The organism is Microbacterium maritypicum (assembly GCF_008868125.1).
GTDB lineage: Bacteria > Actinomycetota > Actinomycetes > Actinomycetales > Microbacteriaceae > Microbacterium > Microbacterium maritypicum.
Map to the genome: position 1 here is coordinate 1342503 of NZ_WAAQ01000001.1, position 17703 is coordinate 1360205.

Below are 17703 nucleotides of genomic sequence, written 5' to 3' on the forward strand. Positions count from 1 at the left end.
AACGCAATGCCCGACGCACTCACCGGCCTGTTCGCGGCCGCCGAAGAGGCGCCAACCTACGACGTGGCCTTCGTGCCACCCGAGTGGGTGCTGGTGCTCCTCGGATTCACGATGGTGCTCGCGTTCATGACGCTCATCATGACCAAGCGCCTCACTCCGATGGTCGCGCTGATCCTCGTTCCGACCGTCTTCGGCCTCTTCGCGGGAGCAGGCCTCGGCCTCGGCGACATGATCCTCGACTCGATCGGCGCGATGGCACCGACCGCGGCCCTGCTGATGTTCGCGATCATGTTCTTCGGCATCATGATCGACGTGGGGTTGTTCGACCCGCTCATCCGGCTGATCACGCGCCTGCTCGGTGACGACCCGGCCAAGGTGGTGCTCGGCACCGCGATCCTCGCCGGAGCGGTGTCGCTCGACGGCGACGGTTCGACGACCTTCATCATCACGACCTCGGCGATGCTGCCCATCTATCTGCGCCTGGGGATGAGTCCCGTCGTGCTGACCTGCGTGGCCGGCCTCATGAACGGCACGCTGAACATCGTGCCGTGGGGCGGACCCACCGTGCGGGCCGCGACGGCCCTGGGGTTGCAGCCGACAGACATCTTCGTGCCGATGCTGCCGGCGCTCGGAGCGGGGATCGTCGTGACCCTCGGCTTCGCATGGATCCTGGGCCTGCAGGAGCGCCGGCGACTCGGTCGCCTGGATTCCGAGGGGCTGCTGGTCGGTGCTGACGGCGGGACGCTCTCCACGGTGCCGAAGATCTTCCGCGGGGCAGAGCCGAAGCCGGGTGCGCGCGCCTCGCTGCGCACCGGCAACCTCGTGGTCGTCGCCGGCGGACACGCTCCCGTCTCTGCCGCGAGCGTGGATCCTGCGGACACGGCCATGGCCGACACGATGCTGGACCCTGAACGGCCCACCCTCCGGCCGAAGCTCATCTGGTTCAACCTCGCTCTCACCGTCGCGGTCATGGTGCTGCTGGTGCTCGACATCCTGCCGCTGCCGTACGTGTTCATGGTGGGAGCGGGCCTCGCGCTCGTCATCAACTTCCGTGGCATCAAGGAACAGGCCTCGGAGATCGTCGCGCACGCACCGAGCATCGTGGGCGTGGTCTCCATGGTGATCGCCGCAGGAGTCCTGGTCGGCGTGCTCACCGGCACCGGGATGGTCGATGCGATGGCCACGTGGATCACCGACGTGCTCCCACCGGCGCTTGGTCCGTTCCTCGCGCCGATCACCGGTGTGCTCTCGATCCCGTTCACGTTCTTCATGTCGAACGATGCGTTCTACTTCGGCATCCTCCCGGTGCTCGCCCAGAGCGCCGCGAACTTCGGCATCGATCCCGTGGAGATGGCGCGGGCGTCGATCACCGGCCAGCCCGTGCACCTGCAGAGTCCGCTGGTACCCGCCATCCTGCTGCTCGTGTCGCTCGCGAGCGTGAACCTGGGCGACCACCACCGCAAGGTGCTGTGGCGCGCCACGATCGTCTCGCTGGTCATGCTCGGCGTCGGCATCCTGACCGGAGCCGTCCCGTTCTTCGTGGCGCAGTGACGCTCCGGTGGTGGGGAGCGCGGACGCCGTGCTCCCCACCATCGTGCGTGCACAGCGCTATGCTCGGCCCGTGATCACTTTCCTGTTCCGCGGCCTGCTCTACGTGGTGTCCGCCGGTCTCGGCCTGATCGCCGCTGACCTCCTCCTCGACGGCTTCACGATCGAATGGGACAAGTGGTGGGGCTTCGTCATCTGCATCCTGATCTTCGCGATCCTGCAGAGCGTCCTCGCGCCCTGGGTCGGCAAGATGGCCAACCGCTACGCGCCGGTGCTGATGGGCGGTATCGGGATCTTCTCGACGCTGATCTCGCTCGTCGTCGTCGTGCTGCTGCCCATCGGCGGACTCCGGATCACCGACCTGACCGGGTGGCTGCTCGGTGCGGTCATCGTCTGGCTGATCACGGCGCTCGGCAGCGTGCTGCTCCCGCTCCTCTTCCTGCGCAAGAAGGTCGCGGCGGTCAAGGGCCAACGCCGCTAGGACGTGTTGCTGAAGTGGCTGTCCCTTTGTGGCTGTCGGAACAGCTCGCCTCGCTGTGCGTAGTCGGTATCGATGGAATTTGAAGGGCGAGAACAATCGCGGTTGGAGCTCGTCGCACTCCCCACGGCTGACGGACGCCGGGGTCTTGACCGGTTCAGTGTCGCGCTGATCAAGGGGGCGTCGTCGTTCGCTGAGCTGTTTGACGCATTCCAGCAGGTCGGCGCTGGACAGGTTGCCAATGGGCGCAGCTTCGTAACCTTGGACGACCTGAATCAGTGTCTCTATACGAGCGGACACGCGGCGAACGAGCACGGCTTCGGCGATGACCTTGATTACCCCGACGATGACGATGCGAAAGCGGTCGACACGTACGAAGCAGCGCTCTTCGAAGCCACAGGGCGAGCGCTTCGCGATCTGGGCAGAATGGTTGCGTGGGAGCAGTTGCGTGGCGAGCTCACGACCAGCGAAACCGACATTGATGCGCTGTCGGACCTCAACCGCCAGCCTGATCTGCTGCTCGACGATGCGCATGTCGTGCAGTGCCTCCCCGGCCGGCATGATGACGATCTGCTTGCGAACATCCCAAATGGGTACTTCTCGGTTGACTGGAATCCATTTCAGCTCCGTGCGGTAGTGAAACGCATCTGCGAACGCCACAACTACGTGCTCTTCGGAATCGGCGCGTCGACGCTCGGGTTCGTCCGCCAACTCGACAGCACCACCGATCAAGACGTTCCGGCGTTGGTAGAGGACCTCAAACACCTCTATGGACAGCAGGAGAGCAGCGCTTGGCAGCGGCTAGAAGCCACGCTTGCCACCTCCCCGATATTGATACTCGGATACACCGAAGACTTTGCCCACCTTGTCGAGTAGTCGGCTCCGGGTTTCGTCGCGATCACGGTCCTGGTTGTCGGGCTGCTAGGCCGTATTGCTATAGGTGTGTGGAGCCTAGGCCCGGGCTGGTGGCTCGGCAAGATAGCGTGGCTGCATGCAGTTCAACGCCTTCGCGGTCTACTCGGCGGAGGTGGGCGTGACCGCTGAAGTCATCCCCGAGACCCAGAACAGCGACTATGAGTCCGGGATTGTCCAGATAGGCGAAGAGGCTTGGCATATTCGCACAGCGCGGAACACTCCGACCAAACCGGGGGCCTTCGTCGCGTTCTGGCAAAGGGACGCGGAGGGGAACACAGTGCCGTTCAGCGATGCCGATCCCGCAGCGGGGCTGCTTGTCTTCGTGGAACAGCATGATCAGCGAGGGGTGTTCCGGTTCACCAGCGCGCACCTGACAGCGCTCGGCGTCACGTCAGGAAGGCGGCCAGGCAAACGTGGGTTCCGGGTGTATCCGAGCTGGTGCGCGGGCTTGAATGCCCAGGCCGCGACCACGCAAAGCGCTCAAGCGCCCGCGTTTCAGGAGTTCTGAGCTCACCGGGTCGTCCAGCACCCGCGCCCACCCGCCCTGCTCGGACCACCGGTCGAAGGTCTTGTAGATCGTGTTCCAGCTCCCGAACCGGTCCGGAACATCCCGCCACGGCGCGCCCGTTCGGTACTGCTACGCAGTCACCTCGTCCACGGTGCGCCGATCCGCCGGTGACCGTCCCGTCGACTTCACGTTCGGGAACAGCGGGCCGATCACAGCCCAGGCCTCGTCAGAGATCGCATCACGCGACACGCATCCAACACCCGCCCACAAGGCGCCCGAAGGTGTCTGGCAACACCGCCTAGGGCGTCCGCCGTTCTCGTCTACTCAGATCGCGTAGTGGTCCGGCGCGGTGAGCAGAGCCCTGGTGTCCTCGCCGACCGTGCGATGACGCGGCTTCGCCGGCACTCCGACGAGCACGCTGTCGGCGGGGGCGTCACGAGTGACCACGGCGTTCGCACCGACCACGGAGCCGGCCCCGATCGTCACGGGGCCGAGGATCTTGGCGCCGGCGCCGACGGCCACTCCGTCTCCGAGCGTGGGGTGCCTCTTCCCGGAAGCGCGTGTGCGTCCGCCGAGCGTGACGCCGTGGTAGAGCATCACATCGTCGCCCACCACGGCGGTCTCGCCGATGACCACGCCCATGCCGTGGTCGATGAAGAAGCGACGGCCGATGTTCGCGCCGGGGTGGATCTCGATCCCGGTCAGCCAGCGCGACACCTGGGAGCCGGCGCGTGCGAGCAGACGCAGGCGGCGCCGCCAGAGCGCATGCGAGACGCGGTGCGCCCAGACGGCGTGCAGCCCGGGGTAGAGCAGAGCGACCTCGACGGCGCTGCGCGCGGCCGGATCCCGAAGGCGTGCGGCCGCGATGTCCTCGCGCATCCGCCCGATCATGCCCATCGCCGGTCTCAGTCTTCGCGCAGATCCTCGAACAGCGCGGTGGAGATGTAACGCTCACCGGTGTCGGGGATCATGACGACGATCGTCTTGCCGGTGTTCTCCGGTCGGGCCGCGACCTTCAGTGCGGCGGCGACCGCGGCGCCGGATGACATGCCCACGAGGAGACCCTCCTTGGCCGCGAGCTCACGGGCGACGCGGATGGACTCGTCGAACTCGGCGGTGAGGATCTCGTCGAGCACCTCGCGATCGAGCACACCGGGGACGAAGTTCGGGCCGATGCCCTGGATCTTGTGCGGGCCGGGGTGTCCCTCGGTGAGCACCGGGGAATCCTTGGGCTCGACCGCGATCACCTGGACGCCGGGCTTCGCCGCCTTGAGCGCCTGCCCGGTCCCGGTGACGGTTCCGCCGGTGCCGACGCCCGCGACGAGGATGTCGACCGCGCCGTCGGTGTCGCGGAGGATCTCCTGTGCCGTGGTCTCGCGGTGGATCTGGGGGTTCGCGGCATTCTCGAACTGGCGGATCCAGATGGCTCCGGGAGTCTCGGCGACGATGCGCTTGGTCTCCTCGATCGCACCGCTCATGCCCTTGGTGGGGTCGGTGAGCACGATCTGCGCGCCGAACGCCTTCAGCAGGACCCGGCGCTCCTTCGACATGGAGGCGGGCATCGTCAGGATCACGCGGTAGCCGCGCGCGGCGCCGACCATCGCGAGAGCGATGCCGGTGTTGCCGCTCGTGGACTCCACGATGGTGCCGCCCGGCGTGAGCTCACCCGATGCCTCGGCGGCGTTGACCATGGCGATCCCGATGCGATCCTTCACGCTCGAGGCGGGGTTGTAGTACTCGAGCTTGGCGAGGACGGTCGCACCCAGTCCCTCGGTCACCCGGTTCAGGCGGACGAGCGGTGTGTTGCCGAACGCGGTCGTGATGTCGGAGTGGATGCCGGGCATGATGAACCTTCCTGTGCGGGGTCGCTGCGGACCAGCCTAGGGGAGGGGTCCTATGGGGAGGCCTTTGTGACGGCCGCTCGCACTCTACGCTGGAAGGCATGTCTGACACCTCTCTCGCTGCGGTCGTCCGCACGGCGGCCCAGCGTCTGGCCGATGTCGGAGTGCCCGACCCTCTCGTCGACGCAGAGCTTCTCGCCGGCCACATCCTCGGACGACGACGCGGCGAGGTGCAGGCGGCGATCGTCCGTGGCGACGGCATCGATGACGCAGCGGTGTCGGCGCTCGATGAGGCCGTGACGCGTCGTGCAGCCAGGGAGCCGCTGCAGCACATCACCGGAACCGCGCCGTTCCGTCACCTCGAGCTCGCCGTCGGCCCCGGCGTCTTCGTACCCCGTCCGGAGACGGAGACCGTCGTGCAGTACGCGATCGACGCCCTGCTGAGCTCCCCGGAGTCCGCACCGGTCGGCATCGACCTCGGCACCGGCAGCGGGGCGATCGCCCTCGCGATGGCCACCGAGGTGCCGCACGCGCGCATCTTCGCCGCCGAGCTCTCCGAGGACGCGCATGCCTGGGCGAGCCGCAACGTCGCGGGAGTCGACAACCTCACGCTGGTGCTGTCCGACCTGGGGGAAGCCTTCCCGGAGCTCGACGGCACGGCCTCCGTGGTCATCTCGAATCCGCCGTATGTGCCCGATGCCGCCATTCCCCGCGATCCGGAGGTGCGGCTGTTCGATCCGGCCATGGCGCTGTACGGGGGAGAGGACGGTCTCGACATCGTGCGTGTGCTCAGCTCACGGGCCCTGCGGCTGCTGCGCCCCGGTGGTCTCCTCGTCATCGAGCACGGCGAACTGCAGGGCGAGTCGATCAGGGACCTCCTCACGGCCGACGGCTGGCGCGCGCCGGCGACACACCGCGACCTGACGCTCCGGGATCGCACCACCACCGCGCTCCGACCCTGATCAGCAACCTCCGAGCGTGCTCACTGGCCGCGCCGCATAGAATCGAACCGTCATGTCAACCATCTTCGACTGCAGCGACGAGTCGCAGCTCCTCGCCGGCATGCGCCACGCGCGCCAGGCGATCGGCCGTGGCGACCTCATCGTCATCCCCACAGACACGGTGTACGGCGTCGCCGCCGATGCCTTCTCCCCGGCCGCCGTCCAGCGCCTCCTCGATGCGAAGGGGCGCGGGCGGGATCAGCCGCCGCCCGTGCTGATCGGCACGAAGGAGACGCTCGCCGCCCTGGCCGAGTCCGTTCCGGAGCCGGTCGAGCGCCTCGTCGAGGCATTCTGGCCCGGCGGACTGACGATCGTGCTGCCCGCGCAGCCGTCGCTGGTGTGGGACCTGGGAGAGACTCTCGGCACGGTCGCGGTGCGCATGCCGGAGGGCCGGGTCGCCCTCGAACTGCTCGCGGAGACCGGCCCGCTGGCCGTCTCCAGCGCGAACCTCACGGGCGAAGCCGCGGCCATCTCGGCGTACGACGCCGAGAAGATGCTGGGTGACAGCGTCGCGGTCTATCTCGCAGACGGCCTGAGCAAGGACGGCATCGCGTCCACCATCGTGGATGCCACCTCGCTGGTGCGCCGCGGCGCGGATTCCGAACCCGGGACGGTGCGCATCCTCCGTGACGGCGCCGTGACCAGGGAGCAGCTCGAGGAAGTCCTCGGCGACCTCCTCGAGCCCGAGGACCACGCCGGACACGAGCATGACCCTGAGCGCGCGCAGGAGCAGGACGGGGATTCGTGAAGCAGTACCTCTTCACGATCATCCTCACCGCCGCGATCACGTTCGCGCTGACCTGGGCGGTGTGGAAGCTGAGCCTCCGGTTCAAGCTGTACCCCGCGATCCGCGACCGGGACGTGCACACCACCCCCAAGCCACGACTGGGCGGCGTCGCGATCTTCCTCGCCATCGCCGCGGCGTTCGGCTTCTCCGCGGTGAACCCGTTCTTCCAGAGCATCTGGGTGCCGCCGCAGACCATGTGGTCGATCCTCGGCGCGTCCCTGCTGATCGCGATCATCGGGGTCGTCGACGACCTCTGGGACATCGACTGGATGATCAAGCTCGGCGCGCAGTTCCTCGCTGCCGGCGTCATCACGGTCGGTGGGGGACTGCAGATCCTGTCTCTGCCGTTCGGTGACCTCATCGTGGTGTCGAGCTGGCTGAGCATCACGATCACGATGTTCGCGATCGTCATCGTGATGAATGCGGTGAACTTCATCGACGGACTCGACGGGCTCGTCGCCGGTGTGTGTCTCATCTCGAACGGCGTGTTCTTCGCCTACTCTTACATCTTCACGCGCGACTCCGGCGCCTCCAGCTACTTCAACCTCTCGACCTTCATCGCCGCCGTCCTCATCGGAGCCTGCCTCGGCTTCCTGCCGCTGAACTGGAGCCCCGCGAAGATCTTCATGGGCGACTCCGGTGCACTGGTGATCGGCCTCCTGATGGCCACATCGGCGATCGCGATCACCGGGCAGATGGATCCGTCCGCCCTCGACCCCGAGCGGCTCGGGCGTTCCCAGCTGGTCGGAGCCTTCCTACCGATCCTGCTCCCGCTGCTGGTGGTCCTGCTGCCGCTGCTGGACTTCGGACTCGCCGTGCTCCGACGCATGAGCGCGGGACGATCGCCGTTCTCGCCCGACCGGAAGCACCTGCATCACCGCATGCTCGATCTGGGTCACCGCGACCGTGACGCCGTGCTCATCTTCTACGCCTGGACGGCCGTGGTCTCCCTCGCCGTCCTGCTCATGTACGTCGGTGCCCGAGAGGACTGGCCCGGCCAGTACCTGCCGGGTGTCGGCTTCGGCATCGTGGGCATCGCCGCCTGCCTCGTCGTCACGCTGAGTCCCACCCGCCGCAGGAAGAGCGCAGCGGGCGCCGAACCCGATCCGACACCCGTGGAGTCCTGATGAGCCCGAGTCCTGTTTCCAGCACGCCGATCCTGCGTCGCACCCTCATCTGGTCGGCGGTCGCCACCGTCGTGCTCGCGATCATCGCCGGGGGCATCGGCTACCTCGTCGCTCAGGGGGAGGGGCTCGTCAGCGGTCTGCTCGGCGTGCTCCTGGCCGCCGTCTTCCTGGCGATCACCGGCATCAGCATCCTGATCGCGAACCGCTGGTACGGCGACCCGATCTACGTGCAGTTGTTCTTCGCCATCGTCCTGGGCGGCTGGCTGCTCAAGCTCGGGCTCTTCGTCGTCGCGATGATCATGCTCGCCGGTCAGCCGTGGCTGCAGCCGATGGTGTTCTTCCTGTCGATCGTGGCCGGCGTGCTGATGTCGCTCGCGATCGACGTCATCGTCCTCACGAGCATGCGGCTGCCCAACGTCAGCGACACGAACCTGCCGACGGAGGTTCCCGAAGACCGTGCGCCCGGCTCGGCGAATCACATCGGAGACGGACCCGTCGAGGGTGGCCAGCGGTCTTAGGAGACCCTCAGATTCTGATACTGTTGATACGTGCCCGCCGCTCGCCCGCGAGCGCTTGCGCTGTGTAGCACACCGACCATCGTCGCCCCGGTTTAGACCGGTGCCCCGAAGCTGGAGCCCGCGCTGTTTAATCTTGCTGCGACCCTGACCCCCCGACTCGCCTCCGACGGCGAGTTCCACGGCCCTTCGATCGACGATTTCTTTCCGGAGATCCTCTTCCACGTAGGCCCCATCCCGGTCAACCGGATCCACCTGGTCCAGTTGCTCGCGGTGATCGCCGTGGTTCTGATCCTCTGGCTCGGCACTCGCCGTATGAAGGTCGTCCCCGGCCGCTTCCAGAGCCTCGTGGAGATGGGGCTCGGCTTCGTCCGGACCAACGTCGCCCACGACATGCTCGGTCGCAAGGACGGTGACCGCTTCCTGCCGATCCTGACCACGATCTTCTTCATGGTCCTGTTCATGAACATCACGGGCATCATCCCGTTCCTGAACATGCCGGGAACGGCGATCGTCGCGGTGCCGCTCACGCTGGCTGTCGTCAGCTACGTGACCTTCATCTACGCCGGTATCAAGCGACACGGCTTCAAGTTCTTCAAGAACTCCCTGTTCCCGCAGGGTGTGCCGGTCGCCGCGATGCCGATCGTCGCGATCATCGAGCTCATCTCGACGTTCATCCTGCGCCCCGTCACGCTGACGCTGCGTCTTCTCATGAACCTCGTCGTGGGGCACATGATCCTGGTCCTCGCGTTCTCCGCGACCCAGTTCTTCTTCTTCACCGCAGGTGGCGGCTGGGCCGCACTCGGTGTCGGAACCCTCGCCTTCGGTGGCGCCTTCACTCTCTTCGAGATGCTGGTCGCCGTCCTCCAGGCATACGTCTTCACCGTCCTCACCGCGGTCTACATCCAGCTCGCGGTCGCAGAAGAGCACTGAGCGGGCAGGCATCAGCCTTCCCACCCAACGAAAGGAAAAACCCGTGGACGCTACTACGGTTCTCGCTGAAATCAACGGTCACCTCGGAGCGGTCGGCTACGGCCTCGCAGCCATCGGCCCGGCCATCGGCGTCGGCATCGTCGTCGGCAAGACCATCGAGGGTGTCGCTCGTCAGCCCGAGCTGGCCGGTCGTCTCCAGGTCCTCATGTGGATCGGTATCGCCTTCACCGAGGCACTTGCGTTCGTCGGCATCGCCGTCGCATTCATCCCCTTCCCGTAATCCTCACCGACTTCTGAAGGAGACAGGATGCTGAACGCTCTTGTCACGAACCTCGCAGCAGAGGGTGAGCCGAACAACCCCCTCATCCCTGCGTGGTACGACATCATCTGGTCGGGCCTCTGGTTCATCGTCATCCTCGTCGTCGTCTGGAAGGTCGCCCTTCCCCGTCTGACGAAGATGCTCGACGAGCGGTCCGCCGCCATCGAGGGCAACATCGCCAAGGCCGACGAGGCGCAGAAGCAGGCGGAGGCGGCACTCGAGGAGTACACGCGTCAGCTCGCTGAGGCGCGCACCGAGGCCGGTGAGATCCGCGAAGCCGCCCGTGAGGACGGCAAGAAGATCGTCGCCGAGGCGAAGGAGTCTGCGACCACCGAGGCCGCACGCATCACCGCCACCGCGCACACGCAGATCGAAGCGGAGCGTCAGACCGCTCTCGTCTCGCTGCGTAGCGAGGTCGGAACCCTCGCGATCGACCTCGCCGGTGGCGTGGTCGGCGAGACGCTCTCCGACGACGCGCGTGCGACGGCTGTCGTCGATCGCTTCCTCGCCGAGCTCGAGGCATCCGAGAAGGCGGCTCAGTAATGGGCAGCGCGACCACTCAGGCACTCGCGGCATCCATCAAGACGCTTGCCGCAGCGAAGGACGTCACTCTCGACACCGCACGGGAGCTGTTCGCTGCCGCGCATGCCGTGAGTGCATCGTCCCAGCTGAGCGGCGCGCTTGCTGATCCTTCCGCTCCCGCCGCGGCACGACAGAATGTCGTCGCCGCGGTGTTCGGCGGGTTCTCCGCAGGTGCCCAGGGCGTCCTGAAGACCGTCGTCGCAGAACGCTGGTCCAACGCGGGCGAGCTCGTCGACGGTATCGAGGAGCTCGCGATCCGCGCGGCGGCGATCGCCGAGCCCGGAACGGACATCGAAGGGGAGCTCTTCGGCTTCTCCCGGGTGATCGCGGCCAACCCCGAGCTCGAACTCGCTCTGGGTAGCCGCGTCGGCGGAGAAGACGCCAAGAGTGCGCTCGTCGAGCGTCTCCTGGCCGAAGGCTCCACCGGCTCCGCGACGACGCTGATCATCACGTCGCTTGTGCGCGAGCCGCGCGGGCGTCGAGTCCGACGGCTGCTGAACCGGGCGATGAGCGTCGTCTCGAGCCAGCGCGGTCGAGTGGTCGCCACGGTGCACACTGCGGCCGCCCTCACAGACGCACAGCGCGCCCGTCTCAGCGACTCGCTCTCGCGTCGCTACGACGGTCAGGTATCGCTCAACGTCGTCATCGACCCTGCCGTCGTCGGAGGCCTGCGCGTGCAGATCGCCGATGACGTCATCGACGGCAGCATCTCCGCACGACTCGCCGACCTTCGCCAGAAGCTCGCGGGCTAACACGACTTCGCGCGGGGAACCGCGCACCCAGATACAAAGGGAAGACAATGGCAGAACTATCGATCAGCCCCGACGTCATCCGTGACGCGCTGAAGGACTTCGCCGCAGCATACGAGCCCTCCGGGGCCGGGGCGACCGAGGTCGGCACCGTCATCGACGCGGCCGACGGCATCGCGCACGTCGAGGGACTGCCCGGCGTCATGGCGAACGAGCTCGTCATCTTCGCCGACGGCACCAAGGGTCTCGCACAGAGCCTGAACGAGCACGAGATCGGTGTCGTCGTCCTCGGCGAGTTCACCGGTGTCGAGGCCGGTCAGGAAGTCACCCGCACCGGTGAGGTCCTCTCGGTTCCGGTCGGCGACGGCTACCTCGGCCGCGTGGTCGACCCGCTCGGCAACCCGATCGACGGACTCGGCGCGATCGAGACCGAGAGCGTCCGCGCCCTCGAGCTCCAGGCGCCCGGCGTCATGCAGCGCAAGTCGGTGCACGAGCCGATGCAGACCGGCATCAAGGCCATCGACGCGATGATCCCCGTCGGTCGTGGCCAGCGTCAGCTGATCATCGGCGACCGCCAGACCGGTAAGACGGCCATCGCGATCGACACGATCATCAACCAGAAGGCCAACTGGGAGTCGGGCGACGTCAACAAGCAGGTTCGCTGCATCTACGTCGCGATCGGTCAGAAGGGCTCGACCATCGCTTCGGTGAAGGGCGCCCTCGAAGAGGCCGGTGCGCTGGAGTACACCACGATCGTGGCCGCTCCCGCATCCGACCCCGCCGGCTTCAAGTACCTGGCTCCCTACACGGGTTCTGCCATCGGCCAGCACTGGATGTACGGCGGCAAGCACGTCCTCATCATCTTCGACGACCTGTCGAAGCAGGCTGAGGCCTACCGCGCCGTGTCGCTCCTCCTGCGCCGCCCGCCGGGCCGCGAGGCCTACCCGGGTGACGTCTTCTACCTGCACTCGCGTCTGCTCGAGCGTTGCGCGAAGCTGTCCGACGAGCTCGGCGCTGGTTCCATGACGGGTCTCCCGATCATCGAGACCAAGGCGAACGACGTCTCGGCCTACATCCCGACCAACGTGATCTCGATCACCGACGGCCAGATCTTCCTGCAGTCCGACCTCTTCAACGCGAACCAGCGTCCCGCGGTCGACGTGGGTATCTCGGTCTCGCGAGTCGGCGGTGACGCTCAGGTCAAGTCGATCAAGAAGGTCTCCGGAACGTTGAAGCTGGAGCTCGCGCAGTACCGCTCCCTCGAGGCTTTCGCGATGTTCGCGTCCGACCTCGACGCGGCTTCGCGTCGTCAGCTCTCCCGTGGTGCGCGCCTGACCGAGCTGCTCAAGCAGCCGCAGTACTCGCCGTACCCCGTCGAGGAGCAGGTCGTCTCGATCTGGGCCGGCACCAACGGCAAGCTCGACTCGATCGAGGTCTCGGACGTCCTGCGCTTCGAGCGCGAGCTCCTGGACTACCTGCGTCGCAACACCAAGGTTCTCGAGACGCTCCGCGACACCAACGTCCTCGATGACGCCACGGTCGCAGAGCTCGAGAAGCAGACGGATGCCTTCATCCTGGAGTTCCAGGGTGGCAAGGGACACGCCATCGGCGCCCCGGGCCACGAGGAGCACGCTGCAGCCGAGGCTGAGGACGTCAACCAGGAGAAGATCGTCAAGGGTCGTCGCGCGTAACCGCGTGAGGTACTGACATATGGGCGCTCAACTCAGGGTCTACAAGCAGAAGATCTCTTCTGCTCAGACGACCAAGAAGATCACGAAGGCGATGGAACTCATCGCGGCTTCGCGCATTCAGAAGGCGATGGCACGCGTCAAAGCGTCCACACCCTTCGCGCGTGCCGTGACGAGGGCCGTGTCGGCCGTCGCGACGCACTCGAACGTGGATCACCCGCTGACCCGCGAGTCCGAGAACATCACCCGCTCCGCGGTCGTGATCTTCTCCTCGGACCGCGGTCTCGCCGGAGCCTTCAACTCGCAGATCCTCCGTGAGGGTCTCGAGGTCGCAGAGCTCCTGCGCGAGCAGGGCAAGGAGCCGGTCTTCTACCTCATCGGTCGTAAGGCCGTCGGATACTTCCAGTTCCGACGCCTCGCCGCCGCTGCGGAGTGGACCGGCGACACGGACACCCCGTCGTTCCACACCGCGGAGGAGATCTCCGCGACGCTGCTCGAATCCTTCTCCCGCGGGGGACAGGATGGCGGCGTCGACGAGATCCACCTCGTGTACAACCGTTTCGTCAGCATGATGACGCAGTCGCCCGAATCCGTGCGTCTGCTCCCGCTGGAGATCACGGAAGCCGATGAGTCGGAAGCCGGTAACACCGTTTACCCGCTGTACGAGTTCGAGCCGGATGCCGAGACCGTTCTCGACGCGATCCTGCCGGTGTACATCCAGAGCCGCGTCTTCAACGCTCTCCTGCAGTCGTCTGCCGCGAAGCAGGCGGCGACGCAGAAGGCGATGAAGTCGGCCAGCGACAACGCCGACAAGCTCATCACCGACTACACCCGTCTGCGCAACAACGCGCGCCAGGCGGAGATCACGCAGCAGATCGCCGAGATCGTCGGCGGCGCCGACGCCCTCTCGAGCAAATAGACCATCAGGAAAGAGACGAAAATGACCCTCACCGCTCCGGCTGACCAGCCGGCGACCGCGGTCGTCGGGCGCGTCGCACGCGTCAACGGTCCGGTTGTCGACATCGAGTTCCCTCATGACTCGATCCCCGACATCTACAACGCGCTGAAGACCACGATCGCGATGGGCGAAGAGTCCACCGAGATCACGCTCGAGGTCGCTCAGCACCTCGGCGACGACCTCGTCCGCGCCATCGCCCTGAACCCGACCGACGGCATCGTCCGCGGCCAGGAAGTCCGCGACACCGGTGAGGCCATCTCGGTCCCCGTCGGCGACGTGACCAAGGGCAAGGTGTTCAACGTCATCGGCGAGGTGCTCAACCTCGAGCCCGGCGAGACCATCGAGGTCACCGAGCGCTGGCCGATCCACCGCAAGGCGCCGAACTTCGACCAGCTCGAGTCCAAGACTCAGATGTTCGAGACCGGCATCAAGTCGATCGACCTCCTCACCCCGTACGTGCTGGGTGGAAAGATCGGTCTGTTCGGTGGCGCCGGTGTCGGCAAGACCGTCCTCATCCAGGAGATGATCCAGCGCGTCGCGCAGGACCACGGTGGTGTGTCGGTGTTCGCCGGTGTCGGTGAGCGCACCCGTGAGGGCAACGACCTCATCCACGAGATGGAAGAGGCGGGCGTCTTCGACAAGACCGCCCTCGTCTTCGGCCAGATGGACGAGCCGCCGGGAACGCGTCTGCGCGTCGCCCTGTCGGCTCTGACGATGGCGGAGTACTTCCGTGACGTGCAGAAGCAGGACGTGCTGCTCTTCATCGACAACATCTTCCGCTTCACGCAGGCCGGTTCCGAGGTCTCCACGCTGCTGGGCCGCATGCCCTCCGCCGTGGGTTACCAGCCGAACCTCGCCGACGAGATGGGTGTGCTCCAGGAGCGCATCACCTCGACGCGCGGCCACTCGATCACCTCGCTGCAGGCGATCTACGTGCCCGCCGATGACTACACCGACCCGGCTCCGGCGACCACGTTCGCCCACCTCGACGCGACGACCGAGCTTTCTCGTGAGATCGCCTCGAAGGGTCTGTACCCGGCCATCGACCCGCTGACCTCGACGTCGCGCATCATGGACCCCCGCTACTTGGGCGAGGACCACTACCGCGTCGCCACGACGGTCAAGCAGATCCTCCAGAAGAACAAGGAACTGCAGGAGATCATCGCCATCCTCGGTGTCGACGAGCTCTCCGAGGAAGACAAGATCGTCGTGTCGCGTGCACGTCGCATCCAGCAGTTCCTCTCGCAGAACACCTACATGGCCAAGAAGTTCACGGGCGTCGAGGGTTCGACCGTCCCGCTGAAGGAGACCATCGAGTCGTTCGACGCGATCACCCGCGGTGACTTCGACCACGTGGCCGAGCAGGCCTTCTTCAACGTCGGTGGCATCTCCGACGTCGAAGAGCAGTGGGCGAAGATCCAGAAGGAGAACGGCTGACCATGGCGCTGCACGTCAGCCTCGTCTCCGCTGATGCGGAGGTCTGGACGGGAGAGGCGAGCCTCGTGGTCGCCAAGACCGTCGAGGGTGAGATCGGCTTCATGACCGGCCACGAGCCGGTGCTGGCCATCCTCGCCGAGGGCCAGGTTCGCATCACCCAGTCGGATGGCACCAAGGTGCTGGCCAACGCGCAGGACGGGTTCCTCTCCATGGAGGGCGACACCCTGACGATCGTTGCCGGCAACGCGGCTCTCATCGCCTAGCAGTACCAGTTTCACGCGTCCGCCTCGGCACCCGCACGGGTTCCGAGGCGGACGCGTCTGTATCCACCGAGGTTTCATGAAGATCCTGCTCCCTCCGTCGGAGACCAAACACGAGGGTGGCGACGGTTCCCCTCTCGATCTCGACTCGCTGGTGCTTCCGTCGCTCAACGAACGACGCTCGGCGGTCCTCGAGGCGCTGATCGACCTCGCCGCCGATGAAGAGGCCGCACGACGCGTGCTCAAGCTGAGCGAGCGGCAGCGGGGGGACATCGCACACAACAGGGCGCTTCGATCGTCGCCCACCATGCCGGCGATCGACCGGTACACGGGCGTGCTGTTCGATGCGCTCGATGCGCGTTCCCTCTCCGCGGTCTCCCGACGGTGGATGGGAGAGCACGTGTGGATCCACAGCGCTCCGCTGGGCCCGGTCGGAGCCCTCGACGCTCTTCCCACCTACCGCCTCGCCGCCGGGACCTCACTACCCGGACTCCCGGCGCTTCGCCGGCACTGGGCCGAAGCCACCTCCGCAGCGATCGCCGAGGCCGACCCGTCGTTTGTCCTGGACCTGCGCAGCGAGGCCTATGTCGCGCTCGGGCCCGTGCCGAGTGCCGTCTCCTCCGCGTACGTCCGTGTCGTGACCGCACACGGAAGAGCCCTCAACCACTTCAACAAGAAGTCGAAGGGTCTGCTCGTGCGGGCGATCGCCGAGGATCGGCCGCGTGTCAGCTCGCTCCGTGGCCTTCGCGCGTGGGCGCAGAAGCGGGGGATCGTCTTCCGCGACGGCGCAGAACCGGGCACTCTCGAGCTCGTCGTCGAGGAGTGAGTCGGCTCCGGGCGACGCAGCCGGCTCGTGCGCGGATGGTGGTGATCTGAACGCGCCCGACGGCGAAAGAGATCTGCGGGGAAACCCCGTGACGCGCTAGTGTGATCAGCGCATGATGCCGCATCATGAATTTTCTGGAGGGAACTATGGACGACTACTACGGCTATGGCGGCCTATCAGGTGGCGCGCTGGTCGCGTTGATCCTGGTCTACACGATCCTGCCACTCGCCATCTACGCGCTCTACTCGTGGTTCTACATGAAGATCTTCGAGAAGGCGGGAGTGCAGGGCAAGTGGCGCGCCTGGGTGCCCGTCTACAGCACCATGATCTTCTACAAGCTCGGTGACCTGAGCCCCTGGCTCGTTCTGTACCTGATCGGTGGCGGTATCATCGGCTCGATCATCCCGTTCCTGGGATGGTTCCTGATCCTCCCGCTGATCGGTATCGCCGGTCGCGTCATCGACCTGATTGCCGCATGGCGGGTCGGCCTGAAGCTGCAGAAGGACGCCGTCTGGGTCGTTCTGTACTTCTTCCTGCCGCCGGTGTGGCTCGGCATCAACGCGTTCGACAAGTCGCGTTGGAACGCGGGCATCCAGCCCGCTTCCTGGGCAGCGAACAGCCTGCTCGGCGACCGCACGGTGTGGGACGGGATCCCCGCTCAGGCATCGGCTGCGGCTCCGCAGGCCGGCTACGGCGCGCCCCAGGGCTACGCACCCCCCGCGCAGGGTTACGCGCCGCCGGCCCAGCCCGGTTACGCGCCGCCCGCTCAGCCCGGCTACGCACCGCCTGCAGGTCCCGCAGCTCCGGCGACCGGCGCACCGGTTCCCCCGGTTCCGCCGACCACGCCGCCGGCTCCTCCCGCGGCGCCGCCGGCAACCCCGCCTGCGCCGCCCGCAGCTCCGCCGGCACCGCCCGCAGCTCCGCCTGCCGACCCCACGCAGCCTCCGGCGTGATCGTCTGACACAGGGCCCTCGACTCCGGTCGAGGGCCCTGTGCTGTCTCGGGTGGTGGACGATCCTCAGCGGCCGCTAACGTGGATGACATGGTCTTGTCGCAGCGCCGCGTGGGTGCTTCCGGTCTCCCTGTGTCCTCCACAGGCCCCGGCTGCGACGACTTCGGACGTGCTGGCACGACGACGGAGGATCTGGTCGTCATCGACGAGTTCTTCCCGTTGCCGGTGGATGCTGGAGCCCAGGTGTGATCGAGGTGCGCGTGACTTCTACTACGATGT

At 66.5% G+C, this 17703-nt stretch carries 21 protein-coding genes and 1 pseudogene; 19 read left to right on the forward strand and 3 right to left on the reverse strand.

The window, feature by feature from the left end; genetic code table 11:
• The first annotated feature begins 6 nt into the window (after positions 1 to 6).
• The 4 genes from F6W70_RS06465 to F6W70_RS06480 all read left to right on the forward strand — a co-directional run bounded on the left by F6W70_RS06465 (position 7) and on the right by F6W70_RS06480 (position 3449).
• Entirely contained in the window at positions 7 to 1551 is a 1545-nt protein-coding gene (locus tag F6W70_RS06465) for a CitMHS family transporter (RefSeq protein ID WP_017831005.1), read from the forward strand.
• Positions 1552 to 1621: 70 nt separating this feature from the next.
• The gene (locus tag F6W70_RS06470) at positions 1622 to 2029 is read left to right on the forward strand and encodes a phage holin family protein (protein WP_031206276.1); all 408 of its coding nucleotides are present in this window, start codon (positions 1622 to 1624) and stop codon (positions 2027 to 2029) included.
• A 72-nt stretch (positions 2030 to 2101) separates the two neighbouring features.
• Positions 2102 to 2902 carry a hypothetical protein gene (locus tag F6W70_RS06475; protein ID WP_170287864.1) on the forward strand — a complete coding sequence of 267 codons (801 nt, stop codon included), beginning with the start codon at positions 2102 to 2104 and terminating at the stop codon, positions 2900 to 2902.
• A gap of 115 nt (positions 2903 to 3017) precedes the next feature.
• On the forward strand, positions 3018 to 3449 hold the full coding sequence (locus F6W70_RS06480) for a MepB family protein (RefSeq protein ID WP_017831002.1): 432 nt from the start codon (positions 3018 to 3020) through the stop codon (positions 3447 to 3449).
• 30 nt (positions 3450 to 3479) lie between these two features.
• On the opposite strand, the pseudogene F6W70_RS18035 reads toward F6W70_RS06480, so the two are convergent.
• From F6W70_RS18035 to cysK, 3 genes and pseudogenes are all read right to left on the reverse strand, one after another.
• Positions 3480 to 3563 (reverse strand): annotated as a pseudogene (locus F6W70_RS18035) (transposase); the annotation flags it as partial.
• A 210-nt stretch (positions 3564 to 3773) separates the two neighbouring features.
• Positions 3774 to 4346, reverse strand: coding sequence for a serine O-acetyltransferase EpsC (epsC, locus tag F6W70_RS06490; protein ID WP_055869005.1), 573 nt, complete (start codon positions 4344 to 4346; stop codon positions 3774 to 3776).
• An 8-nt stretch (positions 4347 to 4354) separates the two neighbouring features.
• Entirely contained in the window at positions 4355 to 5293 is a 939-nt protein-coding gene (cysK, locus tag F6W70_RS06495) for a cysteine synthase A (protein WP_055869004.1), read from the reverse strand.
• A 98-nt stretch (positions 5294 to 5391) separates the two neighbouring features.
• Here cysK and prmC point away from each other — a divergent pair, with 98 nt between their 5' ends.
• The 15 genes from prmC (at position 5392) to F6W70_RS06570 (ending at position 17673) form a co-directional block, all read left to right on the forward strand.
• Positions 5392 to 6252, forward strand: coding sequence for a peptide chain release factor N(5)-glutamine methyltransferase (gene prmC, locus F6W70_RS06500; protein WP_151486202.1), 861 nt, complete (start codon positions 5392 to 5394; stop codon positions 6250 to 6252).
• 52 nt (positions 6253 to 6304) lie between these two features.
• A complete protein-coding gene (locus tag F6W70_RS06505; RefSeq protein WP_151486203.1) occupies positions 6305 to 7039 on the forward strand; it encodes an L-threonylcarbamoyladenylate synthase in 735 nt (244 codons plus the stop codon).
• Positions 7036 to 8205, forward strand: coding sequence for an MraY family glycosyltransferase (locus F6W70_RS06510; protein ID WP_017830997.1), 1170 nt, complete (start codon positions 7036 to 7038; stop codon positions 8203 to 8205). Before F6W70_RS06505 ends, F6W70_RS06510 begins: the two co-directional genes overlap by 4 nt.
• Positions 8205 to 8723, forward strand: a complete 519-nt coding sequence (locus F6W70_RS06515; RefSeq protein WP_017830996.1) for a Cg1360 family ATP-synthase-associated protein — start codon at positions 8205 to 8207, stop codon at positions 8721 to 8723. Before F6W70_RS06510 ends, F6W70_RS06515 begins: the two co-directional genes overlap by 1 nt.
• Positions 8724 to 8834: 111 nt before the next feature.
• On the forward strand, positions 8835 to 9653 hold the full coding sequence (gene atpB, locus F6W70_RS06520) for a F0F1 ATP synthase subunit A (RefSeq protein ID WP_051056608.1): 819 nt from the start codon (positions 8835 to 8837) through the stop codon (positions 9651 to 9653).
• Positions 9654 to 9696: 43 nt separating this feature from the next.
• Positions 9697 to 9933, forward strand: a complete 237-nt coding sequence (gene atpE / locus F6W70_RS06525; RefSeq protein WP_017830994.1) for an ATP synthase F0 subunit C — start codon at positions 9697 to 9699, stop codon at positions 9931 to 9933.
• A gap of 27 nt (positions 9934 to 9960) precedes the next feature.
• A complete protein-coding gene (locus F6W70_RS06530) occupies positions 9961 to 10515 on the forward strand; it encodes a F0F1 ATP synthase subunit B (protein ID WP_017830993.1) in 555 nt (184 codons plus the stop codon).
• The gene (locus F6W70_RS06535) at positions 10515 to 11306 is read left to right on the forward strand and encodes a F0F1 ATP synthase subunit delta (protein WP_055869001.1); all 792 of its coding nucleotides are present in this window, start codon (positions 10515 to 10517) and stop codon (positions 11304 to 11306) included. The genes F6W70_RS06530 and F6W70_RS06535 overlap by 1 nt, the downstream gene beginning before the upstream one ends.
• A 47-nt stretch (positions 11307 to 11353) precedes the next feature.
• Positions 11354 to 12994: a F0F1 ATP synthase subunit alpha gene (gene atpA, locus F6W70_RS06540; RefSeq protein ID WP_017830991.1), complete on the forward strand. Its 1641-nt coding sequence runs from the start codon at positions 11354 to 11356 to the stop codon at positions 12992 to 12994.
• 19 nt (positions 12995 to 13013) lie between these two features.
• Entirely contained in the window at positions 13014 to 13910 is an 897-nt protein-coding gene (locus F6W70_RS06545) for a F0F1 ATP synthase subunit gamma (RefSeq protein WP_017830990.1), read from the forward strand.
• Between the two features lie 21 nt (positions 13911 to 13931).
• Entirely contained in the window at positions 13932 to 15386 is a 1455-nt protein-coding gene (gene atpD / locus F6W70_RS06550) for a F0F1 ATP synthase subunit beta (RefSeq protein ID WP_017830989.1), read from the forward strand.
• Positions 15387 to 15388: 2 nt separating this feature from the next.
• Positions 15389 to 15649, forward strand: a complete 261-nt coding sequence (locus F6W70_RS06555) for a F0F1 ATP synthase subunit epsilon (RefSeq protein WP_017830988.1) — start codon at positions 15389 to 15391, stop codon at positions 15647 to 15649.
• Positions 15650 to 15725: 76 nt separating this feature from the next.
• A complete protein-coding gene (locus F6W70_RS06560; protein WP_151486204.1) occupies positions 15726 to 16472 on the forward strand; it encodes a YaaA family protein in 747 nt (248 codons plus the stop codon).
• A 125-nt stretch (positions 16473 to 16597) separates the two neighbouring features.
• Positions 16598 to 17425 carry a DUF5684 domain-containing protein gene (locus F6W70_RS17960; protein ID WP_318278822.1) on the forward strand — a complete coding sequence of 276 codons (828 nt, stop codon included), beginning with the start codon at positions 16598 to 16600 and terminating at the stop codon, positions 17423 to 17425.
• A gap of 89 nt (positions 17426 to 17514) precedes the next feature.
• Entirely contained in the window at positions 17515 to 17673 is a 159-nt protein-coding gene (locus F6W70_RS06570; RefSeq protein WP_318278823.1) for a hypothetical protein, read from the forward strand.
• Positions 17674 to 17703 lie beyond the last annotated feature (30 nt).